The organism is Endozoicomonas sp. Mp262 (genome assembly GCF_025643335.1).
Lineage (GTDB): Bacteria > Pseudomonadota > Gammaproteobacteria > Pseudomonadales > Endozoicomonadaceae > Endonucleibacter.
Genome location: NZ_CP092489.1, coordinates 3126322 through 3151698, shown reverse-complemented (window position 1 = coordinate 3151698; position 25377 = coordinate 3126322). Strand labels below are relative to the sequence as shown.

Here is a 25377-nt window from a genome sequence, read left to right as displayed (position 1 = left end):
TAATCGACCATTATTACCCTATAGAAATTCACCCATACTGACAGCTTTTCCAATCAACTAACACTGACAACACCTGGCTTGTGTAAGGAGAAAGAACATGAAGCATCTTCTTATTAAACGGTGTTTAGAAACAGTCTGTTTTCTATTATTTCTACTCCCGCTAACCGCAATGGCCGCCAGGTTCCCTTATTTTTTCAGCCAGGATATGGTCATTATTTTCACTACTGACAATAAGCCTGTGGCCATTCGTAGCACCTCTATAGATTCCAGCAGGTCACTGCCAGCAGATGCTTCACTAAAAATTTCATACAACAAGATCCCAGGGCACGACAATCCCTCTGGAGAGACGGTTCATTTTAAAACCATAGCCAACTGCAAATCCCAATGGCACAAAGCCACTGTATTCGTGGTTGAAGTGCCTGACCTGGCGAGCACCGAACCCATCAGAATTGAACAGACTGGTGGTGAGGTCCCTGTACCCCTGGCAACTGCCTGGACAATAGGCGAACTTAAGACAACACAAAAGGAGACGGGTGAGGAAAAAGCGTCCAAATTCGTATTTTTAAAAAAAACCGAACAAAAAACCGATGTCTTTTTCTGTTTTCCAAGAGACTCCGAAAGCTCGAAAGTGGCCAGACTTGAGCTAGGAGACATACAAGAAAAACAACAAGATAATGGATTCACTGTTCAAAGAAAGGAATTAATTAATCACAACCTTGTCTATTTCAGTACTGGATGCGCTCCCATAAAACAAAAAGCGAACGAAAGGTACGAAGAAGACAGCTCACCAACCACAATAGAATTCTTACCTATCTCCAAAACCGAATTACCTATTAGTTTATGGGAAACTGAAGAAAGTGATATGGGTTCAGACGAGGAGGAAGAAGAGGAAAGTGAAGATGAAGATAGTGAAAAAAACAGCCGAAAAGCTGAGTCATCAGTTCACCCTGACAGTTTTTTCCCCCGGATTCACGTTAGTTTTATTCCGGGAGTAACCGGAGAAACTGAAGGCTATACCTTTATTACAGAACTCACCGTAATGGCTTCAGGTAATCCAGAAACACTTAAAAAAAGAATCTTTGTAACAGAAACATGGGGTCATGATTACCCTTCAAGAATAGATGCTACCGCCATTAGCATTCTATCAACCTCTAGAGGCAAAGACATAATACCTGAACATCGTGGCTTTCGAATTTTGTCCCGGGAATTCATTCAAAGCCATAGCGGGCAATACCCATGCTTTCATACAGTACAAATAAAAGACTCTGAATATCAGCACATCATTATTGATGCTCAAGAACAACAAACCCCTGTCAGAATATATTTTAGAATAACAGCTTCCTCTACCTGGTGGCAGTTCATCATGGAACGGGCACGGTCTGCATATGCCATAACCCCCGTTTCACCCGAGTTTACCCTTCTGCAAGAACAGCTAACCAGACCCTCTCCCAAACTCTATGTAAGCACTCCTCATTATCAGCTGTGGTACCAAACTGCCGAGCAAACTAAAACCCAAAAACTGACAGAGCGACTAACAGAAGTCCAGAAGGAAAATGAAACACAAAAACGAAAACTCGCTGAAAAAGAAAGTACTAAAAAACAAATTGAGCAACTAAGCAAGGACATGCAGGACATAAAGACAAGTATACAAAACAAACCAAAGTCCTGATTAACTTTCATACTATCGTGAAAAAGGACTCTTCATACTGAATTTTGCTGATATTTCAATAAGACTCCTTTGACGGAAGGATGACTTTATTACCTTCCTGTTTTCGCAACAATGATATCGCTATATACTTAGCATTCCAGACAACTTAATACTCCCTGAGCAATGAAGCCATTTATGAGGCAAAAACACATCATACGCCACGTTCTGGTTACAATCTCCCTGGCTGTTCTCGTCACTGGTTGCTCGGGTCCTGCCAGGATACGCACGGATTCTTTACCCAGCGTACCGGTTAAGGGGCAAAAAACCGCTGATCAACTGCTAACCAGGGCTGCCAATTCTCCTTTTCCAGAAAATGCAGCACTGATCATACAGGCATCCGATATATTGATGGACACCGACATCACCCGTGCCAAAAGTATTCTGGAACCCATCATTTACGATGACCTACCCACCCACCTGAAAGAAACCCTGGCAATGCAACAGGCCAGTATTGCCGAACAAACCGGGCAAAACTGGGAAGTATTTGAATGGCTGGACCGGGAAGCCATTATCAATAGTGCAGATCCGGCAACCGTTGCCAAAGCCCATGCCCTCCGGGCAAAGGCCTATAACCGTTTCGGGGAATATCCAGCGGCCCTGGATGAATGGCTGGGCGCCATACCCCTGCTTTCCAGGCAACAACAGGCCCTCTACCAGAAAGAGTTTTGGCAAACCTTGCTCCATGCTCCAAAATCACGCCTTGATAATCTGGCGAACCAAACACCTGAGGGCGATATAAAGGGCTGGCTCCAGCTGGCCTCCCTTTATCAACCAGGCGCCCCCCTTGACCAACAATTGACAGGACTGCAACAGTGGGTCAAAAGCTGGCCAACTCACCCGGGTAATGTCTACATTCCTGATAATTTTAACCAGATCAAAAGCAGCTCCAGTATCAGGCCAGAAAAAATTGCCGTACTGCTTCCCTTGACCGGCAACCTGGCAAAAGTGGGTATATCTATCAGGGATGGCATTATGGCAGCCAGCTATGAGGAGTTCCGGCAGCAGAAAAAAACACCGGAACTGATTATCCTTGATACCTACAATAAAGACATTAACCAACTGGCGGAACACGCCATAGGGCAAGGCGCCAAATTAATTATCGGGCCACTGGATAAAAATAATGTTGCCCGAATCAATAGCGATATCGCTGCCAGAATCCCGATACTGGCCCTGAACTATCTGGAGGACAAGGACAGCAGTATCAACCATGCCTCTGCCACCCTCTTCCAGTTTGGCCTGTCCACCGAAGACGAAGCCCGAATGGTTGCAGCCCGGGCAAGGCTGGATGGGCATAAACGCGCCATGGTATTAACCCCAAAGACCTCCTGGGGTAAAAAAGTCGCTCAGGCATTCCAGCAAACCTGGGATCATGGAGGTGGTGAAGTGGCTATTCAGGCCGAGTACGAAAAAAATGCCGAATTCAGCCAGCTCACCGGCAAACTGCTTCATGTTGACAAAAGCCATGAAAGAACCCGCAAACTCACCCGTTTATTAAGGGAGTCCCTTGGCTTTCAGGCCCGGCGGCGACAAGATATTGATATGATCTTTATTGCATCAAGCCCGGCAGAAGCACGACAAATCAAACCTGCCCTGTCATACCAGTTTGCGGGTGACATTCCGGTCTATGCCACATCCACGGTATTTTCCGGTAAAACCTATGCCACCCGGGATCAGGATATGGACAGCATCAGGGTACCTATCATGCCATGGTCGGTGCCTGGCACCACATCCCAGCTTGAGCTTGATATAACAAAAGCCTGGCCACAGGCCAGGGGACCCTATGGAACCCTGTATGCCTTAGGGGCTGATGCCTATAAGCTTTACCCTAAACTCCAGCAGTTACAAAACCTGCCAGGAAGCCAGGTGGAAGGACTCACCGGCTGGCTCAGCATTAACGCCGGACGCAGGGTTGACCGGGAACTGACATGGCAAATCTTTAAAAACGGCCGGTTAGTTCCACTGCCCGTCAAACAACCTAAAAAGAGTCATTTTGATGCCGTGGCAGCTAAAAAAACTCAGTCATAAAGGTGCACAGGCAGAAAAATCCGCCCTGCATTATTTAAAAAAGCAGGGCCTTAGGCTGGTTGCCCGCAATTTTGCCTGTCCACTGGGTGAACTGGATCTGGTCATGCTGGATGCAGATGTCCTGACCTTTATTGAGGTTCGCTTCCGTTCAGCACACCAGATGGTTGATGCCAAAAGCAGCATCACTCCACAAAAAGTCAATAAAATAAAAAAATCAGCAGCGTGTTTTCTTCAGCACCATAAGAAACACGCCTACAGGGAGTGCCGTTACGATGTGGTTGCGATTTCAACCGATGACGGCAGCAGGCAAAATCGCTTAGAATGGATTCAGGGTGCTTTTTAAGCAGGATTAGAAACGGCAGAGAACAGGTCGTTTTAGAATAGTCAGGACATTTTATATGCACGACCGTATAACCCGTCACTTCTCAGATAGCATTGACGCTAAAATCAGGGCGGCAGATACCTTACCGCCCCATATTGCTGAGGCTTCAGAACTGATGGTTCAGTCACTGCTAAATGAAGGAAAAATTCTTGCCTGCGGCAATGGCGGTTCTGCGGGTGATGCCCAACATTTTGTCTCCGAGCTACTCAATCGCTATGAACGGGAGCGACCTGCACTGCCCGCACTGTCCCTTTGCGCTGACAGCCTGACCATTAGCTCCATTGCCTCGGACTCCAGTTACAACGAAGTATTTTCCAAACAGATTCGAGCGCTAGGCCAGCAGGGGGATATTTTATTAACCATCTCTACCACAGGCAACTGCCCCAATATCGTTCAGGCTATTCAGGCTGCCCATGACCGGGATATACAAATCATAGCCCTGACCGGTAAAGACGGTGGTGATATGGCTCGACTGCTACACCCTGAAGATGTAGAAATAAGGGTACCCTCTGCCATTCCTCCACGCATCCAGGAGGTTCATACAGTGGTTATCCATTGTTTGTGTGACCTTATTGATGAATACCTGTTTTCAGGTGAGTAATTCACTGTCAGGTTGCTAAGGCAGAGCCTAAGGAAAGTTCATTAATGAAACGAGTGATTACATGGATTCTGGCCGGAATGGTCATCTTTTTATCCGGCTGCTCCACCATTGTTGGCAGTATCAATGAAGATCCCATCAAAATTGACCCTGCCGAAAGAACCTGGGGCAGTTGGCTGGATGACCAGACCCTGGAAACCGTTGCGACAGTCAATATCCAGAAAGCAGACCCCTTATTAAAACAAGCCCGCATCAAGGTGGTCAGCTTCAATGGCACCTTACTGATTATTGGACAGGTACCCAGTCCCGAGTTAAAAAACCTGGCAGGAGAAACCGTTAAAAACCTTGACCATGTCAAGCAGGTCTACAACGAACTCACGGTTAGCCCGGCAGCAGATCTGCTGGTACAGAGCAATGACTCCTGGCTCACCACCAAAATAAAAACCAGCCTGATTTCAGAAAAACGCGTGTCAGCAGACCGCATTAAGATAAACACAGAAAAAGGCACTGTATACCTGATGGGAATTGTCAGCCCGAAAGAAGCTCAGGCAGCCGTTAGCGTTGTTCGCAATACCCATGGGGTTCAGAAAATTGTCAAGGTGTTTGAATATACACCCTGATTTACAAAGGGCATACCGCTCTCCAGCCTGGAAATGCATACCTCTTCAAGCCGTAAAAGTCAGAAACTCCCATATGCATTCCCAGCGAGGAGAGGGTGTCGCGAAAGTCTGAAATAGACTCAATGCCGTCACCCTGTACAGTCCTTGTACGGGATGACGACGGAGAAAATTCAGACTTTCGCGACACCCTCAGGACACTGGGAACGAGAGGAAAACCTCCCGATCAGATTGAACACGTCAAACGCATTAGGGGCTGTTGACGTTTACTCGTGTGCTCAGCCAAAACCAGCGGTTTCGTGGCTAAACCAAAACTCGTTTGAAAACCGGATATTCCTGACTTATTCATTAAGCGAAGCGATTACTAAAGCACGCCCATCACAGCTCTATCAAATTATGGCTCTCTAACCGGGCGCACTTTAGTACGGCAAAGCAACAACAAACGCCCCCACAACTAGTTAAAAGCCGCAACCACCACACCTCTTTATTTTGAGCCAGGTCAAAGCATTTTTTATATAAAAAATGCCACTTACTCGGATATTACTTAGTTTTATAAGCAGTGCGCCTTGGTATGATGAGTCGATCAATAACAGTACAGAGAAAAAGGTTACTGATATGAAAGGTATCCAGATCACCACATCCTCCAATGAAGCCCTGGTAAACTCCATCTGGCTACTGGATGAGGCGGCTAAAGAAGCTCGCCTGGTATGTGGTAAGACAGGTCAGTTTGAACAAGACCAGGTTGTTGCCATGGATCAACTGGGTCAGTTCGAGTATCGTGAACTGGAACTGGCTACAGAAGAAAAAACCGTTCGTGAAGGCGGTCAGCATCTGAATGTAAATGTTCTGTCCCGCGAAATGCTGGAAGATGCAGCAGCCAATCCAGAGAAGTACCCATCCCTGACTATCCGCGTATCCGGTTATGCCGTGCGCTTCAATTCCCTGACTCCTGAGCAGCAGCGCGACGTTATCACCCGCACCTTTACCCAGCAGATGTAATCATCGGCATGTGTGCCTGTTTTCCTGACAGGCACTTCCACGCCCTATCAATACAATACCCTCTTCAGTACTATTCAGTAACACCCACAGTAGACCTGTCACGGTCAATACCAGAAAAAAGAAGCTCATCCACCTCTCGTCAAAGACTTCAACAAATATCTACTGGAATAATGCTCCATCCCAATTAACTGCCGGGATAGAAGAGATATTACAGCGGTCATCGCATTCATTACAGCTGGAGCAGCTCCAGATTCCACTGCCACTTTGTGCAAAAAATCCGCACCCATCTTACCTCCACTCCGACCAGCAACCCACAAAGTCTTTCCTAGGTAACAGGTAGCCGCAAGAGAAATCTTTGGCTTACTTAACATTGCTGAAAGCACAGGTATCTGTACCAAGCGACTTGTTACAAGCGTCTCCAGTAGACTGCCACGAAAATAATCAGCAAACGACTGGAATACGTAGTCGTAGAAAAAGCTGCGTTTATAAAGAAAACTACTTATACCAGGATCAAAACGCCCGTATCTTGGCTTTCCATCGCCATCATAAGTTCGCGAGTTAATAACCCACTCACCTCTTGGCAACAGAACCTCTACAGAATCCCCATGAGACTCAGTGCCAGGGTATGTTTTCGACATCATGTGTTGATCAATAATATGGGCTTTATTCATGGCACCATTAATCACATAAGTAATGGCTCGCCACCTTTCTATCATATCAGAATCAAGCAATTCTGATGGATCTCCTACATATAGCTTTACTGTATCGTGAACATGACCATGACTATAAGGTTTAACCGGTTTAATTAATTCAAACTTGGAGAGTATAAAGTATTCTTCATATCGCCCCATTTTTCTCAATATCAAATGGAGCCCTCCCCCCACTTGCTCCGAGTCTTTTCTATTATCATAAAACCTTATAAAAGTTAGCGTACCTTTATGGTATTGATCCATCAAGGAAACGGTTTTAGCCAAACTTAAATCCGAATCATATTTTTCAATAACCTCCCGATACTCATCACTTAAAAGATAATGCATCTCACCATTCAGGTGATCAGCATTTAAAACATAATGCGCACCACCATCAAGATGATCATCAATCTTTTCATTCAACCTATCAGGCGCTTCAAAAACCACCGGCTCATCCACTTCCTCCATAAGCAATGCCCTCAGACATGAAGAAAAAAAAACTAAAAAACAACTTACAAACAGCACAAAAATAGAGCTAAAAACCTTATTCATTTCTACAACCTCTCACCCAGATTACAGTCGATCTTAAATCTCTCCACAAAACTAAAAATAAAAATATTTTCCATAATTTATATAAACAAAAATTATCTTTTTAATTAAAAAATACAGCCTTAAAATTAACCAAAAGAATAATAAAGTCAATAAAATAACAATAAAAACAAAAGCAATGACGTACAAAAATAAAACAACACTAAAATAAAAATATTATTAATACGTAGACAGAAAATGTCGCTTATAAAAACAATTATTATTTATATAAAAAAAGCCGCCAGAAACGGCAGCTTTTTTCCTGTATGAAATAATGATTTATTTCACCACCTTCAAACTGGGCCTTCCCGGCTTTGGAGGCCTGGGTGGTTTAGGTGGAGTGGGCGCTTCCGGCTCTTCTATCACTTCACCCTCTCCATGGACAGCGGCAGTTTCTACTTCAAACACCATGCCCTGCCCATTTTCACGAGCATAAATCGCCATTAGCGCCTCTACTGGCACATAAATGGTGAGTGCTTCACCACCAAAACGACCATCAAAGGTCAATGCATCATTGCCTATATCAAGGGCGCGGACAGCCACTGGAGAAATATTCAGGACGATCTGGCCATCCTGCACATATTCACCAGGAACTGCAACACCCTCCCTATTGGCATCCACCAGAATATAAGGTGTACAGTCATTATCAAGAATCCAGTCATACAACGCACGAGCGATGTAAGGACGACTGCTAGTCATACTCATTGTTTTCTCCAGACCAAGAGCACCTGCACACCCTGTTTATTCCAAACCGGCAATATTTCAGGCTTCAGGTGCCCCGGACTTTATTCGCGCATTTCTCTTTCTACTTCCGAGAGACTTTCCTGGAAAGAGTCGCGCTCAAACAGTCGATCGCCATACTGTAAAATGGCCTTACCCTGCTTAGGCAATTCAATACCCATGGCAGGCAAACGCCATAATATCGGTCCGACACAACAGTCTACCAAGGTAAACTCATCACTCATAAAGAATGGCTTTTCAGCAAAGATGGGCGCAATGGCCATCAGGCTCTCACGCAGCTCTTTACGGGCGCGATTAGCCGGAGTTTCCTTGGTTTTTGGATCCAGAATAGTATCGACAAGTGCACACCAGTCCTTCTGGATTCGATGCATCATCAACCGACTCTGAGCCCGACTCACAGGATAAACAGGCAATAATGGTGGATGAGGGAAACGCTCATCCAGATATTCCATCATCACATTGGGTTCATATAGAACCAGGTCCCTGTCCACCAGGGTGGGTAGGCTATTATAGGGATTCAGGTCAGAAAGCTCCTGGGGAAGATTTTCCGGATTGACGTTTTGTACGTCTACCGCAACCCCTTTTTCTGCCAGAACAATACGAACCCTGTGACAGTAATGATCTGCCGGGTCCGAGAAAAAGATCATGGATGACTTTTTGGCAACTACGGCCATGAAGTACCCCCGCCTTCATGCAAAGGTTGAGAGATTTCGGCAATATCCTCTCCTGGGACTAAACCACAGAGAGAAGCAAGCCGCCTAACGAAATAACGGATTATATTAGCAAATTTTTCACCTGATAGGACAGCCCGCTACCACTAACTGCCATTAATTTTTAAATTTCACCATGAATCACAGGAACTCACCCGCCTATTTTGAACACCTATTGAGCCGTATTAACCAGGCTAATACCAACCATTGATCACCATCAATACGGTCAATCCAAGTAAGATGTACAATCTCCAGGCTAGTATTGCCAGATTTCCATCTACACAGTTGATATGGATTGGGGGGAAATTAGCCCCTCATACTATCCCCCCCACAGCACCCCCTATTTCCTGTTCAGTCAGAGCTATAAGGCTATATAAAACCTGGCAACCACTGTTTTTTTTATTCACTGGCATGGGAGGACTCTGTGCTCATTCTTCAGTTTATGTTTTTACTGCTGATGCTTTATACCGGTAGCCGCTTTGGTGGCATCGGCCTGGGGGTCATATCAGGGCTTGGCCTGGTAATTGAAGTATTTCTGTTCAAAATGCCTCCCACCTCACCCCCGGTAACCGTCATGTTGATCATTATGGCGGTGGTCACATGCGCTGCCATATTGGAAACCGCTGGCGGCCTGAAATACATGCTGCAAATTGCTGAAAAAATTCTCCGGAAAAACCCCAGGCGCGTCACATTGATTGCACCGCTGGTTACCTACGCCATGACCTTCCTTTTAGGTACCGGTCACGCTGTCTACTCCATCATGCCCATTATCGGAGATGTTGCCCTAAAAAATAAAATCAGGCCTGAGCGCCCCATGGCCGCGGCCTCAGTAGCTTCACAGCTATCCATTACAGCCAGCCCTATCTCTGCTGCCGTGGTCTACTACCTGACCCAGCTGGGAGGATTGGATCACACCATCAGCCTGATACATATTATTGGTGTCACCATCCCCTCTACCCTCATTGGCACCATCGCCATTGCTTTATATAGCATGCGCCGGGGTGTTGAACTGGAGGATGATCCTGAATATCAACGCCGCCTCCAAGACCCTCTCTGGAAAGAAAAAATCCTCTCTACCACGGCCACCAGCCTTGATGAAAAGCTGCCCACATCAGCAAGAAACTCGGTTCTGCTTTTTATCCTCGCCCTGGTATCCATTGTCGCCATTGCCATGACGCCAGAAATTCGAACCATAGCGGAAGGCAGCAAACCCATTGGCATGTCCGTTGTGATTCAAATGATGATGCTGGCTTTTGGCGGCATTATTATGCTGGCCAGTAAAGTACAGGTGGCCAAAATCACCGAAGGGGTTGTCTTTAAATCAGGCCTGACCGCAGCCATCGCCATCTTTGGTATTGCCTGGATGAGTGATACCTACTTCCAGTATGCCATGCCCGAATTCAAGGCTGGCATTCTGGAGATGGTGGGCACCTATCCCTGGAGCTTTGCCCTGGCCATGTTTGTTGTATCTGTGGTCATTAACAGCCAGGCAGCCACCTGTCGTATGATGTTACCTGTGGCTCTGGGAATGGGTCTGCCACCGCAATTACTGGTAGGCATTATGCCTTCCTGTTACGGTTACTTCTTTATCCCCAACTACCCTTCAGATATCGCAACCTGCAACTTTGATACCACCGGTACCACTAAAATCGGGAAATACTATTTTAATCACAGCTTTATGGTTCCCGGGATGATTGGTGTTGTTACGGCCTGTATTTTCGGCTACGGATTGGCAGGTTTTATTTTCTAGTCAATAGCATAAACTGTTTGCTGCATCCCTGGATGCAGCAGTCAGACTAAAAAAACCCATTTAAACGACAGGATTCAAAAAAAACGCATTAATAAAAAAGTATTATTTCCAGCCCGCCATGGCACTTCCTTTAAATAATTCAGCGGCCAGTTTCTCCACGGCTTCTGTCTGATAGGCCTTTACCAAGGCTGTAACCTTAGGGTCCGCCTGATTATCTTCACGGGATACAATAATATTGACGTAAGGTGATTCCTTACCTTCAATAATTAATGCATCCCTACTGGGCAAAAGACCTGCTGGAACAGAATAGGTTGAATTAATAAATGCCAGATCCACATCGTCCAGGGAACGGGGTAGCTGGGCTGCATCCAGCTCAATAAACTTGAGTCCTTTTGGATTCTCGACAATATCAGCCGGGGTTGCCTCAAGGTTATTAATATCCTTTAAGGTGATAAGCCCCCGATTATGGAGCAGAATAAGCGTCCGACCTTCATTGCTGGGATCATTGGGAATGGCAACTTTAGCCCCTTCCTTCAATTGGTCTATATGGGTGATTTTTTTGGAATAGCCTCCAATAGGGTAAATAAAGGTATTGCCCACAGCCACCAGCTTAAATCCCCGATCCTGCACCATACTGTCCAGATAGGGGCGATGCTGAAAAGCATTCACATCAATACTGCCATCCGAGAGAGCAATATTGGGTGACACATAATCAGAAAACTCAACCAGCTTAACGTCGATACCCTTTTCGTTCTTCAGGGTATCAGCAGCCACCTGCATCACATCCGCTTCGGGCCCGGCTATCACACCCACCTTCAATACATTATCTTCTGCCTTCCTGTCGCCGCAGCCAGCCATCAGTACCACAGTGGCAACCAACAACGAACCGGCCAGGGCTTTCAACGTCTTAACCGATGTCAAATAGTCCATAAAATCTCCTCATCCACCCTTTTTTCCACATCAGTGTCCATTCAGGGAAGATTACTAACGTTTGTCATAATGCCGCTGCAAATAATCACCTGCCATCTGGATCAACTGAACCAGAATAATCAGCACCACCACAGTGGCCAGCATAATTACGCCATCAAAGCGCTGATAGCCATAGCGGATGCCCAGGTCCCCCAGTCCGCCGCCGCCAATAGCGCCCGCCATGGCAGAGTAACTCACTAGCGTCACCAAGGTAATGGTCATCCCGTTAACCAGTCCGCCCCGTGCTTCCGGCAATAAAACCCGGGTAATAATTTGCCAGGAACTGGCTCCCATGGACTGGGCGGCTTCAACAAGACCTGAAGGCACTTCATTTAAGGCACTTTCTGCAATACGTGCCACAAACGGAATGGCAGCCACAGTCAAGGGGACAATGGCAGCGGTAGTACCTATGGAAGTTCCGGTCAACAAACGGGTCAAAGGGATAATGGCAACCATCAGGATAATAAAGGGTACTGAACGACCCGCGTTAACAATTCCTCCCAGTAACTGATTAGCCAGAGGGCTTTCATTAATCCGTCCCTGACGTGTGGTATATAGAAGAACGCCCAGGGGAATACCCAGAAGAAAACTTAAGCCACCGGAAATGGCCACCATATAGCAGGTTTCCCAAAGGGACTGTAATAACAGCATCCAGGCATTAGCTGACATAACCCAGCACCTCCACCTTTACACGCTCCTCAAGAAAAGCCAGGGACGCGGCAATGGCGGTATCATCCCCTGCCACTTCCACCATTAAAAAGCCCATAGGCTTACCGCCCACTGTTTCTATATCTGCCTGCAAGATAACAAAGTCAACCTCATAGTGCCGGGAAGCCTGAGTAATCAGCGGTTCTACAACCCGCTGACCCACAAAAGTGATCCTGACCACCGGCCTGGCACCCGGCTCCGGCTGCCGCTGAAACCGGCTTTCAATTTCAGCCACGGGTTTTTCATGGGTAGCACTGCGCACAAATGACCTTGCCAACTCTGTTTCCGGATTAACAAAAAAAGATTCCACGGAATTTTCTTCAATGAGCTGGCCATGGCTTAAAATTGCCACCCGGTCACAGATAGATTTCACCACATCCATCTCATGGGTAATCATTAAAATAGTGATTTTCAGTGTACGGTTAATGTCTTTTAACAGATCCAGAATGGCCCTTGTGGTTTGAGGATCAAGCGCGGAAGTGGCCTCATCACACAATAATACTTTGGGTTTGCTGGCGAGTGCCCTGGCAATGGCAACCCGCTGTTTTTGACCACCGGATAACCGGGAAGGATAACTGTCACGCTTTTCCTTCAGCCCGGTCAGCTCCAGCAGCGGCATAACGGCCGATTCTATTTCCCGGGCACTGGCCCCTGCCAACTCCAGAGGCAGGGCAATATTGTTATAAACCGTACGGCTGGACAACAGATTAAAGTGCTGAAAGATCATTCCCATATTGTGACGGGCCTGGCGTAGCTCTTTATCGGATAAGCGGGTCAAATCCCTGCCATCAACGATCACTTTACCCGATGAAGGTTTTTCCAGCAGATTGACACAACGAATCAGGGTACTTTTTCCCGCGCCACTGGAGCCAATAACCCCATAGATACTACCTTCAGGCACTTTCAGGCTGATTCCATCCAGCGCTTTTACCTTCACCCCACCCGAGGTAAACACTTTATTCAGATTATTTAATTCAATCATTGGTACTCCGGCTGCCACTCCAACCCATCTTAATCGATTTCGGGCGGGCAAAAAAAAACCACTCTGTGCTAATCAGAGTGGTTTTTCCGAAATTTTTATCCTGAAAACCCTTCTTTTAGCAACATTTGTTAAGCGCCCGCAATCCGAAGTCAAATCAGCGCAAAAAACAACCTACCCAAAAGCATGGAGGCTGTCAACCATTATAAAAGTCCATTTTTCCCATGATTCAAAACAATTAACTCTGTATTTATCTCTTTAACAGGCAAATATTAATGAAGCGCTGCCCAAATGGCACTGACCCCGGAAAAGCTGCATAAAAATAACAAAGCCCGCTTCATAACGGTTCGGTTAACCCTGGGAGCAACCATTCCCGCCAGCCAGTTGCCAATAAACACCCCCGGCACCATGGACAAACCATACAACAAATGCTGAATGCCAAACATTCCTCCAGCCCATAATACCACCAGGGAAATAATACAGCTCACCACAAAAAAGGCTGACAAATTGGCTCGAATACGATCCCCCTGCTCATTTTGCATCACCAGTGCCATGGGGGGACCACCAATGGATGATGCAGTTCCCATGACACCGGATAACACACCGGCAGTAAACAGTGAGCGTGGATTTGCCTGAAACTTAAACGGTGTCAGGCTGGCAGCCACGGCTATAAGAACGGAGCCTCCCAGCAGCAAACTCATGGATCGCGCTGACACCAGGGATAACAGCAGCCCCCCAAGGACTGAACCCGGTATCCGGCCAACAATGGCATAGCGAATATCCTGAATACGCAATGCACTGATATAACGGTGCGTGGTCAAACTGCCAATGAATAAGGCAGTCACAATAATCGGCCCCGGTATCAGTACCGGATTAATGGCATAAAGAATGGGTGCAGCCACCACAGCCAGTCCAAAACCGATGGATCCCTGAACCAGAGATCCAGCAGCAACCGCAGCTATGGCTAAAAGTAGTTCTACAGCAGAGAGTTCCATGGGGAGGATTCCACGACCTAATAGTCAGATATATTTTTTTGGAATCCAATTATATATTTTTAGAATATAAAAATAGAGCTGTAGTTCCACTATTGTTAGTAATCGGGAATAGGGAATGGGGCAATAGGGAATCGTTGAAGAAATATTCGAGTTGTAACGAGTCTTTACATCTCAGCAATGGCTTCCTGGCAGGATAACGGGAACAAGAAATAACCATTCCCCATTCACCATTCCCGAGCAAGAATCAAATCCCTAACATCTCTTTATAATGCTTCCTGCACACCGATAGATAGCTGTCATTCCCACCTATCTGCACCTGACCACCGGAACGCACAGGCTCACCGGTTTCATCCAGCCTCAGCACCATATTGGCTTTCTTTTCACATTTTTTGCAGATGCTTTTAAGCTCTGTCATCTCATCGGCAATTGCCAACAATGTCTGGCTGCCTGGAAAAGGCTGGCCAAAAGCGTCTGTCCGCAAGCCAAAACACAGCACTGGGATTTTCAGATGATCCACCACATCAGAAAGCTGCCACACCTGCTCACTGGTGAGAAACTGGGCTTCATCCACCATAATGCAGGACAGCTTTGCCTCTGCATGTTCACGGCCTGCTTGGTGAAACAGGTTATCACTTTCACTAATGGCTGCCGCGTCGCTTTGCAAACCAATACGGGAAGTGATTTTCCCCACACCAAAGCGATCATCAATAAAAGGCGTCAACAGCAGTACCCGCTTACCGGCACTGCGATAGTTGTGGGCAGCCTGTAACAGATAGGTGCTTTTTCCTGAATCCATGGAGGAATAATAAAAATAGAGAGATGCCATCGTTCGTCCAGTCTTGCGGTGACTCACCGTACTTTATAAAGCCTCCTAGCTTATAGAAACCCGGCACCTCAATCTATGGGGGTTCCCGAAACAGCTGTTTGTTTGTCCAACTAACAAAAATGCAAGCAGCAATAACAACTTTAAAACTAAACCCTGTTCCTCCAGTCAAAACAGTACAGCATAAAAATTTCCCTGTATAAACAGGGCCGTAGTTATGCAGCAAAGGACACCTTTCCAGGTGGTTTAAAAACAGATCTAATCCTTACTTTTTGATAACGCCATTATCAGGACACTAATCATGGAGGATTAGGTAAATAGCACAACATGTAATGGAGGTTACTATGCCAGCAATTCAAACCAATCGACAAAGCTCACCACAACCAAGTACAAGTACAGGTGGAAGCACTGCCCCGGACACGCCTAAAAATATAGGAAAAAGCAGACGTGGGCAACAGGTTAGTCATGCAGATACGAATCTACATAGCCTCGTGAAAGGTGGCATTCAAAAACACCCGACACCTGCTAAAAATACCAGAGGAAAAAAACCTTATCTTGGAAAACAAACCGAGTTTGATCATTTTCGATCAGAAGCTAAAAAAATTGAAACTGCCAGGAAAGAAGAGTTAAACGAAAAGCGCAAGAACAAAGAGTTAAAAAATAAAAATGAAGAATTAGAAATAAAAAACAAAAAAATAAAAGATACAGAAGAAGCTCTTGCTGACCTCCGCTCACAATTAGAAAACAAAGAAATTTCCGAGAGAGAAAAAGAAGATTTAACAAAACAGATAGAAGATTTGGATAATGAGCTAAATGGTTTAGAAAACGAGGTTGAAAAATTAGAAAAAGAAAGAGATGAACTAAACCAGCAATTAACAAAAACAACACGCCACAGTAAAGAGCTTGAAAACAAACAGGCACTATCAACCATGCGCTGGAAAGCAGGACGCCGCTTTCTAACAGGTTTTATTCCCTTTTGCGTGTTTGGTGGCCTTCCCAGCATGTTAGCACAAGGTGTTGCATGGGGTAGCCTTACCGTAGGAACGGTTTGGGCTGGTCGTACAATAAAGACCCATGAAGCACCTAATTATATCGACCCAGAGCAACCAATCCACCACACATCTGATAATCCAGATCCAGCTAATGGAACGATGGATACAAGTGAATAGTTCTAAATCATAAAAAAGGGCGGTGTCTATTGCACTGCCCAATAAAAAGGAGTTTAACCATGAAAACAGTCAAGAGAAAAGCAACGATCTTACCGAAATTGTTATTCATCTCTATACTAAGTTTGCTGACTATTACTGAAAATGTGTGGTCTGAAGAAGGCTGGTCACCTAAAAACAACCCAGTTCTTAATGGAGCTAGTAAAGCAGTTAATGCAGGATGTCGTGGTGCTTTTGGCTGGAGTCTTGGAAATAATGTAGCATTTAGCTGGCTATGCCGTAATATAATCACAGAAACCGATATTGATAAACTAAGAACCCTATCCTTGGATGAACTACTTAAAGAAGTCGGCGACCGTGACCTAGGAAAAAAAATAAGCGACTTGGACAATACTGAGTTACAAAACCTTTTTAATGAACTGGGTGATGACAGACTCTTTCACCTATTAACTATCAGTGAGAAAGAGATAAATGACATCCTTGCCCAAATAGATAAGGCAGCCGAAAAGGAAATTGAATTAGAGAGGGCAGCAAAAGAAAATCCGAATATCAATACTCAGCAAAACACTATAACAAAAGACCTCGAAAGAAAAACGCGGAAAATACTAGGCAAAGGATCAAAATATTTTAACCTGGTTAAGTACCATCATAATAGCAAAACCAGCAAAAATACTGATACCCTGGATAGCAAGCAGCTACAATACAGTTTTCTGAAAAACATGGTCATGCATATTGATTTAAAAATGAAAAACTCAATAATGAGTCGTGCTTACTGCCTAAAGAACCCTAAACAATGTAAAAATTATCCTAATTCTGGCAACACTGAAAACCAAAGCCTTATTAACCGTATATTCAATTATTTTTTAGATGCGCTAAAAAGCCTGTATAAAACGATGGAGTACAACTATATGGCTCCAGAAAACTTACATAAAGATGATGATAGTTTCATGTTCGACGATTCCGGGGAACTACTAACTATAAAACCGCCATCAACTACCTCCTCAGTTTTTGACAGGCAAGTACAAACCTCCACCATAGACCAGAATCAGCTTACCACAGACCAGAAAATGGCTCTGGATACACAGTTAACAAATAAATCTATCGATAAGCTACAGGAGGAGGTCAACAAAATCCAGGCAGTCATAAAAGCTTTCAATGATCGCCTGACTGGCACCAATAGCCACCTGTCTAACCATGACCAGGCATGGAAAATCATTGAGCAAAGTAATAACCAGTTGCCTGAAGACCAGCGCACCCATCTTGACAGTACTCCACTGTCCAAAGCCAGAGCAACACAGAAATCCCTGACTGAGGATAGCAAAGAGATCAGTACACACCTTCAGGCTCTCTATGGCAACAAGCTTCATGAGCTAAAAGGCACTGACCATACACAGGTGGATACCCTCTTGCAGCAGCTGCAAAAGGATCCCCGGTTAAACCTGGAGTCATTGCAACAAAAGCTCACCGCTCATGAGACCGCAGTGAGTGCTCAGGAAGGGGCGATCCGGCACTGGCTGGATGAAAGCAATCAACCGATCGCTACCATCATCGACAACCAAAACCGTCAGGCACTGGCTGAGCAACAACGTCGTGAAAACCGCATCACACGGGATATCAAAAATAAAGAGCGCTCCAGATATCACCGCCAGCTGATTACCGAACAGCAACGGGTTGCCGAACAGAACCGATTGGCTGAGGAACAGCGCAAGGCTAAGGCAGAACAAGCGCTAATTGAGCAGCAACAAGCTCACACTAGTATCAACACTCTCCAGATAGAAGTGGATAAACTCGGGGATATCATGGCGGCATTCAATAAGCGCCTGACTGATACCCGCAGCAGCCTGTTAAACCATAATCAGGCCTGGCAAATTATCGAGCAGGGCAACAGCCAGCTACCCAAAGACCAGCGCACCGACCTGGATAAAACACCTCTCTCTGAAGCCTGGAATAGACAGAATGTTCTTGCCAAGGATATTGAGGGGATTACCACGCACCTGAAAACCCACTATAGTAGCAAACTGTCGGGGCTTAAGGGCACTGACCATAGCAACATCACCCGGAAGGCCAATGACCTCTTGCAGAGCCTGCAAAAAGATTCCCGGTTCAACCTGGAATCACTACAACAGAAACTCAGCGCTCATGAGACTGCAGTGGCTTCGGAAAATGGTATTATCACAAACTTTTTAAATGATAATAACGATGTAATCCACATTATTGAAACCCTGGAGCAATACAATAAAAAAGCATCCCAGTATGAGATTTCAGATATAGCATCTATTTATTCAGAGGCTAGAGAATTCTTCAACAATGCTCAAAAAAATACTCGAACCAACTATATAAAAACAACTGAAAATATCAAAGACCTTGAAAAAATAAATGAAGAGGCATTAGAAGGCTACAACAAACTGAAAAATGAGCATCAAGAATTACAAAAAACATTAACTGCCAGCTCTAAAACAAGCAGTGAAATGCACCAGTGTGATGGATGGATACCATGCATTATCAGCTCTAACAAAACATTATCCAGTAGCGAAATACAGCAACTAAAAAAACAGATAATGGATGATGACAGTCGTCTGGACACAATACTGGAAAGTGCCACCTTACAAGAACCGGCAACCAGTAAAAAAATAGAGGACTTAAACGACCTGAAAGAATCCCTGACACAACAGCTAAAAACGCTAAAAGATGAAAAAAGAGAAGCTGACAGTAAAAAGGGAACCCGGCTGAGTCCTTTGTTTTCACTTTTCAAGAAAACAAAAGAACTTACAGACAATATAGATAATAAAGCGCTAACTACCAGCATAAAAGATAAAATAAATAACCTATCTAAAAAAAGCAGTGATTTAAAAGAAAGCATAGAGAAAATGGATAAAGTCAATAGCTTTAACAGAGAGTGGAAAACATTAATTTCCACAACAGAAAAACTTATTGATGAGATAAATATCCATATAAAGAATACAAAAGAAATTAACAAAAACTTTAAATCCCTAATCACTACAGCTCAAGAGCAAAAGAGCAAACAAGCTGAGTTGATAACAACTGTCGATAAAGACCTGGAGCAGCAAACCTTAAAAGAGTTACAGCAGACTATTGCTCAGACTCAGGAGCTAATCAATCAAAAGGTCATTCAGGTTAATGGTGATTTAGATGGCTTTAACCAACGCCTAGTTACCACTGAAAATGAACTTTCAACCCATGATAGTGCCTGGAAAACCATTGAGCATAACAATAATAAACTCGCTGAAAACCAGCGCATAACACTGGATAACACCCTGCTCTCCAAGGCCAGGGAAAGACAGAAGACCCTCACCAAGGATATTGAAGGGGTTACTACGCACCTGAAAACCCACTATAACCTTGATTTTTCTAACATCAAGGATCAAACACCTGAAGACATAGCCCGACAGGCTGAAGCGCTTTGGACAACAATGCAGAACGACCCCCAACTCAACCTGGAGCAACTCGACCAAGACATCACTGCACATGGCAACCAGGTAACTGACCCTAAAGGGGACATTCACTCACTACTGAGTCAAAGCATTCAGACAGTTACTACTGCCATTAATACGGTTGAAGAGCAGCGCAAGGCTCTTGAACTGGCTCAGCAACTGGAAGAACAACGCCAGCGAAACGCCTGGAAGAAACGCCAGAAAACCCAAAAGGAAGTCCAGAAAGAGATCCTGGATATCCATCAGGCAGGTGAGCGCAACCGTCAGCTGAAAAAGCAGGCGCTAATCGACGAACAGCAACGCATTGCCGAGCAGAACCGACTGGCTGAAGAACAGCGCAAGGCTCTTGAACTGGCTCAGCAACTGGAAGAACAACGCCAGCAAGACGCCTGGGAGAAACGCCAGAAAACCCAAAAGGAGGTCCAGAAAGAGATCCTGGATATCCATCAGGCAGGTGAGCGCAACCGTCAGCTGAAAAAGCAGGCGCTAATCGACGAACAGCAACGCATTGCCGAGCAGAACCGACTGGCTGAAGAACAGCGCAAGGCTCTTGAGCTGGCTCAGCAACTGGAAGAACAACGCCAGCAAGACGCCTGGGAGAAACGCCAGAAAACCCAAAAGGAAGTCCAGAAAGAGATCCTGGATATCCATCAGGCAGGTGAGCGCAACCGTCAGCTGAAAAAGCAGGCGCTAATCGACGAACAGCAACGCATTGCCGAGCAGAACCGACTGGCTGAAGAACAGCGCAAGGCTCTTGAGCTGGCTCAGCAACTGGAAGAACAACGCCAGCAAGACGCCTGGGAGAAACGCCAGAAAACCCAAAAGGAGGTCCAGAAAGAGATCCTGGATATCCATCAGGCAGGTGAGCGCAACCGTCAGCTGAAAAAGCAGGCGCTAATCGACGAACAGCAACGCATTGCCGAGCAGAACCGACTGGCTGAAGAACAGCGCAAGGCTCTTGAGCTGGCTCAGCAACTGGAAGAACAACGCCAGCAAGACGCCTGGGAGAAACGCCAGAAAACCCAAAAGGAAGTCCAGAAAGAGATCCTGGATATCCATCAGGCAGGTGAGCGCAACCGTCAGCTGAAAAAGCAGGCGCTAATCGACGAACAGCAACGCATTGCCGAGCAGAACCGACTGGCTGAAGAACAGCGCAAGGCTCTTGAGCTGGCTCAGCAACTGGAAGAACAACGCCAGCAAGACGCCTGGGAGAAACGCCAGAAAACCCAAAAGGAGGTCCAGAAAGAGATCCTGGATATCCATCAGGCAGGTGAGCGCAACCGTCAGCTGAAAAAGCAAGCGCTAATCGACGAACAGCAACGCATTGCCGAGCAGAACCGACTGGCTGAAGAACAGCGCAAGGCTCTTGAACTGGCTCAGCAACTGGAAGAACAACGCCAGCAAGACGCCTGGGAGAAACGCCAGAAAACCCAAAAGGAAGTCCAGAAAGAGATCCTGGATATCCATCAGGCAGGTGAGCGCAACCGTCAGCTGAAAAAGCAGGCGCTAATCGACGAACAGCAACGCATTGCCGAGCAGAACCGACTGGCTGAAGAAAAGCGCAAGGCCCTCGAGCTGAAAGAACAGCACCAAAAAGAAGCCTGGGAGGCAGGTCAGAATCTGCTCAATCTTTCAAAAAAGGCAACCTCTATTATGGATAGGGAGTATTTGAAAAAGAGTGTAAAGGAGTACTTTAAAAAGAAAGCTGAAAAAAATCACCCTGCCCGCTGCTCAGATGATAATAAAGCAGCCTGTCAGGATGCCTATACAAAAGATAGGAAAGAGCGGGCTCAACTGTTGGCTCAACTTAATGGGAAATCTGTGGATGACATCAATGTCATTGTGCCACCTGAACCCCCAAAGCCAATGGACGACACCCACCAGGAAGATAAGCGCAAACGCCAGCAACAAGAACAGCGCCAGAAAGAAGCCTGGGAGGCCGGTCAGAATCTGCTCAATCTTTCAAAAAAGGCAACCTCTATCATGGATAGGGAGTATTTGAAAAAGAGTGTAAAGGAGTACTTTAAAAAGAAAGCTGAAAAAAATCACCCTGCCCGCTGCTCAGATGATAATAAAGCAGCCTGTCAGGATGCCTATACAAAAGATAGGAAAGAACGGGCTCAATTGTTGGCTCAACTTAACGGGAAGTCTGTGGACGATATCAATGTTATTGTGCCACCTGAACCAGGATACCAAGGCACAACAGCACTGGTTCGCCACAAAGACTGGCTTGTTGATCATGGAGTAACACCAAAACCTGAGTACAAAGGCACAACGGCATTGGTTCCCTATAAAAACGTGTTTGTTGATAATGGCACAACGCCCATTCCGCCACAGCCACAGTTCAACAGGGCCGACTTTGATTTGAGTAAATATGACCTTAGTGTATTTAATAAAGAGCAGTTCCAGTGGCTGATCTCAACCGATAAAAACACGGTTAGATGGGTTTGGCGACAAGTCGCATCAAAAATCCACCCCAACCAGACAAGTGGTGGTAATACTGCTCTTGCCATGCATTACGGCGAATTCTTTAAAGAGCTTCAAATGTGCTTTAAAGGGTCCAATCCTGGCCAGTGTGCTGCTGACCTGGTGTCAGACAGGGATGCAGACCAGACTGAAGCTGTAGATCGATATAAGTCTCATATAGCAGAGGCAAAAGCAAAGCTGGAACGACCTGATAAAGACTTTATGGAGCAGTTTGGGGCTATCAGCCTGACACAGTCTAAACTGCTTCAGGGAACCCTTGACCTGGGTCCTTTGGCTGCGCTGCATATTATACAGGGTAAAAGCTATTTACCTCGACTCGCTTCCAAATCCCTGAGTCTTGACAATCTGTCCACTGAAGAACTGATGGCCTCGAGAAGTATAACTAGCCATGACCCTGCCTTTAATAAAGGACCCGGCAACTGGCATACCTTTATTCAGGTTAATGGCACCAAGGGATCCTGGAGACAGCAGCAAAACCTTCCCGGACAGTCATTTACAGGTTACGGACTGACTGTTGGTCTCTTCAGGGAGCTGGATGAGCATTGGATGGCAGGCATCATGCTTGGCAACCGAACAACGAATATCAGCATGGAGAGAAGTTCAGCCAAAACAAAAATTGATAGCATCATATTTGGCCCCTTTGCCTCATGGTCAAAAGACAACTGGCATATTGATGGCGCTTTGACAATTATTCAAAACAACTATGCTATCGAACGCCAGGATGCCCTGGGCAACAAGCTAAAAGATGACGTGAGTGGTATGGACTGGAGTACCTATCTGGGTGTTGGCTACGATATCCACCTGGATGATACAGTACCTGGCTTAACCCTGACACCTACATTCAGTGTTTTATACTATAACAGTGAGATTAAGGGTCTTAAGGAAAAAGGTAACAGCCCACAGGCTATCAAGAACCGTTCTCGCAAACGTTATCAGGTAACGACGCGGGCAGGTGCAGAACTCACTTATTTACTGCCTGACCTGGAAAAACCCACTGAAATAAACGTCAGTCTTGGGCTTCAGCGCCAGGTGATGAATGAGCACAGTGGCACTTATGATTATTATCAAAGTTCCGCTGAACATGCCTCAAATAACCCATATACAACGCCACGCGTTCATGACAATGGTGTTTATTATGGGCTGGGTATCACCCGATTACTCTCGGATACCTCAAACTTCAAGCTTGATTTCTCCGGGAATCTGAGCCAACGCAGCCGAAGCAACAGCCTTCAGCTGACCTATGAAAAGAAGTTCTGATAACTTGCTCCTGAATCCGTGATTTCTTGATTTGCCCGGCAGTTTTGAAAATGTGCTGATTAATTTTTTCCTTTGAAAATAACTCGGGTTATTGATTGAAGTGTTTTTATGTCGTTTTTAAGCATAAATGCTGATCAAAATATCATCAAACTTGAAGACAGGTTGAAAGAAGCCCTACCGTTATCAATACAGTACTTTCTCATTTATGGCATTTTTTTCTATCTCGCTATTCAATCAACAAAGTGCATGCTGGCTTATTAATTGATGGAAAGACCTGAAACCAGGACAGTAACGACCAAAGCGTAGCCGGTATTGATGTCCTTTTTTCAGAAGACGGGCAGCCAGGTAGATGAGTTCCTGTATCACGGTTTTTAACCGGCGTCGTTTGGCTTTATGACGTACCGGCGCATCTGGCCCGAGCAAGCAACTCTGCCCCATGTAGCGCAGAATGTTATAGACCAGTGCACCCAAACACATCACCAGGTCGTTGGTGTCAAACTTGCCTGAAGGCAGGCGCTCTAAATCCATATCAGTCTTCAACTCACTGTGAAACTGCTCGCTGGTCGCATGATCCTCATAAAGATTAATGATCTGATCATCGCTGTAGTCAGCTTCGCTGAGTGTTGTCCACCATCCTTCCAGCTCATAATCGGGTGTCAGAAATCTCTGCCCTACAGTATCAGTGGTACGCTTGATAATGCGAATAATCAGACGCTGGTTACCATAGTTGGTTTCATAGACGGTTGAGAGTGTCGCATAACTCTTTCCTGGACGCGACTCCTCCCATTTGACTTGCTTTTCTTCAAAAATGGGGAGCCAGTGTTCCTTGGTGTGATACTTTCTTGGGTTGAGCTTGATAATGTGATTCACACCTTTGAACCCGGCGATTTCCCGGCGCGATTCCTCAGCATCGTGGCCACTATCAAGGCGAACCAGAATAGGCGCTCGGGTCAAACGTCGGCTGCGGTGCAGCACTGCTTGTAAAAAGCCAATAAAATCATTCTGGGAGTGCTGAGAGCCTGGGCGTAATTCACATCCCAGGCACCAGCCTTCGCAGCCAAAGTAAGCGGCAATAGGGGCATAACCAAAGAATTTTTTATACGTGTACTCGACCCCCTCCTTTTTGGTATTGCTGTTATCCATAGGGAATACGTCGATATCCAGTGGTATGTGCTGCTTCTTATCGAGTTTTTTCGGAAGGGGTGTGACGGGCACCTGAAGATTAACCAGGACATCGGTAAGGCTGTCCTCGATGAAAGGAATCAGTTGGGCGGCATCTTCATTGAAACGCTGTCTTAAGCGGCTGGCTGAAGGCATTTGTTTAATGCCCATTGCCAACCGGAACCAGTCGTTATCCCGGTTATTATCAACATTATCAAAATCACTTTTACCCTGAGCCAGTTGGCCGCAGTAAGCTCTGATCAGGTCGATATGAGTGATACGGTGCCTTTTTTTTATTTTGCGCAGGGATTTGCTTAACGCTGTCTTTTTGTTGAGTGCATGACCAACGAAATAAAGCCCTGCGACCGGTGTATAAAATTCCGTCTGTGATTGTTCAATTTTCAGTTTCACAAAAATGCACCCAGGTGGTGAAAATTAGAGTGGGTGCATTTTAACTTGGAACTTACGTTTTGTGGTTGATCCAGAGGAGTTGGGCTACAGTGAACTCACGGATTCAGGTTGCTGTAAACCACCGAAGGCCCGGTTATACCGGGCCTTTTTATTTCTTTGCCT

At 45.7% G+C, this 25377-nt stretch carries 18 protein-coding genes; 9 read left to right on the top strand and 9 right to left on the bottom strand.

Going from position 1 to position 25377, the window contains the following annotated elements:
- Positions 1-97 precede the first annotated feature (97 nt).
- The 6 genes from MJ595_RS13830 (at position 98) to grcA (ending at position 6329) form a co-directional block, all read left to right on the top strand.
- Positions 98-1669 carry a hypothetical protein gene (locus tag MJ595_RS13830; protein ID WP_263078515.1) on the top strand — a complete coding sequence of 524 codons (1572 nt, stop codon included), beginning with the start codon at positions 98-100 and terminating at the stop codon, positions 1667-1669.
- A gap of 174 nt (positions 1670-1843) precedes the next feature.
- Positions 1844-3733, top strand: coding sequence for a penicillin-binding protein activator (locus MJ595_RS13825; RefSeq protein WP_263078514.1), 1890 nt, complete (start codon positions 1844-1846; stop codon positions 3731-3733).
- The gene (locus MJ595_RS13820) at positions 3702-4076 is read left to right on the top strand and encodes a YraN family protein (protein WP_263078513.1); all 375 of its coding nucleotides are present in this window, start codon (positions 3702-3704) and stop codon (positions 4074-4076) included. The genes MJ595_RS13825 and MJ595_RS13820 overlap by 32 nt, the downstream gene beginning before the upstream one ends.
- A gap of 55 nt (positions 4077-4131) precedes the next feature.
- Positions 4132-4716, top strand: coding sequence for a phosphoheptose isomerase (locus tag MJ595_RS13815; protein ID WP_263078512.1), 585 nt, complete (start codon positions 4132-4134; stop codon positions 4714-4716).
- Positions 4717-4760: 44 nt separating this feature from the next.
- Positions 4761-5333, top strand: coding sequence for a BON domain-containing protein (locus tag MJ595_RS13810; RefSeq protein WP_263078511.1), 573 nt, complete (start codon positions 4761-4763; stop codon positions 5331-5333).
- 612 nt (positions 5334-5945) lie between these two features.
- Positions 5946-6329 (top strand): autonomous glycyl radical cofactor GrcA, encoded by a 384-nt coding sequence (gene grcA, locus MJ595_RS13805; protein ID WP_263078510.1) that lies wholly within the window; start codon positions 5946-5948, stop codon positions 6327-6329.
- Positions 6330-6454: 125 nt separating this feature from the next.
- Here the strand turns inward: grcA and MJ595_RS13800 are convergent, their stop codons facing one another.
- From MJ595_RS13800 to MJ595_RS13790, 3 genes are all read right to left on the bottom strand, one after another.
- A complete protein-coding gene (locus MJ595_RS13800; protein WP_263078509.1) occupies positions 6455-7570 on the bottom strand; it encodes a hypothetical protein in 1116 nt (371 codons plus the stop codon).
- Positions 7571-7885: 315 nt separating this feature from the next.
- Positions 7886-8305: a ClpXP protease specificity-enhancing factor gene (locus MJ595_RS13795; protein WP_263322509.1), complete on the bottom strand. Its 420-nt coding sequence runs from the start codon at positions 8303-8305 to the stop codon at positions 7886-7888.
- An 86-nt stretch (positions 8306-8391) separates the two neighbouring features.
- Positions 8392-9021, bottom strand: a complete 630-nt coding sequence (locus tag MJ595_RS13790; RefSeq protein WP_263078508.1) for a glutathione S-transferase N-terminal domain-containing protein — start codon at positions 9019-9021, stop codon at positions 8392-8394.
- Between the two features lie 460 nt (positions 9022-9481).
- On the opposite strand from MJ595_RS13790, the gene MJ595_RS13785 reads away from it, so the two are divergent.
- Positions 9482-10807 (top strand): anaerobic C4-dicarboxylate transporter, encoded by a 1326-nt coding sequence (locus tag MJ595_RS13785; protein WP_263078507.1) that lies wholly within the window; start codon positions 9482-9484, stop codon positions 10805-10807.
- A gap of 102 nt (positions 10808-10909) precedes the next feature.
- Here MJ595_RS13785 and MJ595_RS13780 read toward each other — a convergent pair whose 3' ends face one another.
- The 5 genes from MJ595_RS13780 to MJ595_RS13760 all read right to left on the bottom strand — a co-directional run bounded on the left by MJ595_RS13780 (position 10910) and on the right by MJ595_RS13760 (position 15284).
- Entirely contained in the window at positions 10910-11737 is an 828-nt protein-coding gene (locus MJ595_RS13780) for a MetQ/NlpA family ABC transporter substrate-binding protein (protein ID WP_263078506.1), read from the bottom strand.
- A gap of 54 nt (positions 11738-11791) precedes the next feature.
- Positions 11792-12445 (bottom strand): ABC transporter permease, encoded by a 654-nt coding sequence (locus tag MJ595_RS13775; RefSeq protein WP_263078505.1) that lies wholly within the window; start codon positions 12443-12445, stop codon positions 11792-11794.
- Entirely contained in the window at positions 12435-13466 is a 1032-nt protein-coding gene (locus tag MJ595_RS13770) for a methionine ABC transporter ATP-binding protein (RefSeq protein ID WP_263078503.1), read from the bottom strand. The genes MJ595_RS13775 and MJ595_RS13770 overlap by 11 nt, the downstream gene beginning before the upstream one ends.
- A 269-nt stretch (positions 13467-13735) precedes the next feature.
- Positions 13736-14458: a sulfite exporter TauE/SafE family protein gene (locus MJ595_RS13765; protein WP_263078502.1), complete on the bottom strand. Its 723-nt coding sequence runs from the start codon at positions 14456-14458 to the stop codon at positions 13736-13738.
- Positions 14459-14702: 244 nt separating this feature from the next.
- Positions 14703-15284 (bottom strand): thymidine kinase, encoded by a 582-nt coding sequence (locus tag MJ595_RS13760; protein WP_263078501.1) that lies wholly within the window; start codon positions 15282-15284, stop codon positions 14703-14705.
- A gap of 341 nt (positions 15285-15625) precedes the next feature.
- Between MJ595_RS13760 and MJ595_RS13755 the strand changes: the two genes are divergently transcribed.
- Positions 15626-16450 carry a hypothetical protein gene (locus MJ595_RS13755; RefSeq protein ID WP_263078500.1) on the top strand — a complete coding sequence of 275 codons (825 nt, stop codon included), beginning with the start codon at positions 15626-15628 and terminating at the stop codon, positions 16448-16450.
- 59 nt (positions 16451-16509) lie between these two features.
- Complete coding sequence (locus MJ595_RS13750) at positions 16510-23643, top strand: autotransporter domain-containing protein (RefSeq protein WP_263078499.1); 7134 nt, start codon at positions 16510-16512, stop codon at positions 23641-23643.
- A 234-nt stretch (positions 23644-23877) separates the two neighbouring features.
- On the opposite strand, the gene MJ595_RS13745 is transcribed toward MJ595_RS13750, so the two are convergent.
- The gene (locus tag MJ595_RS13745) at positions 23878-25215 is read right to left on the bottom strand and encodes an IS1380 family transposase (RefSeq protein WP_263078015.1); all 1338 of its coding nucleotides are present in this window, start codon (positions 25213-25215) and stop codon (positions 23878-23880) included.
- Positions 25216-25377 lie beyond the last annotated feature (162 nt).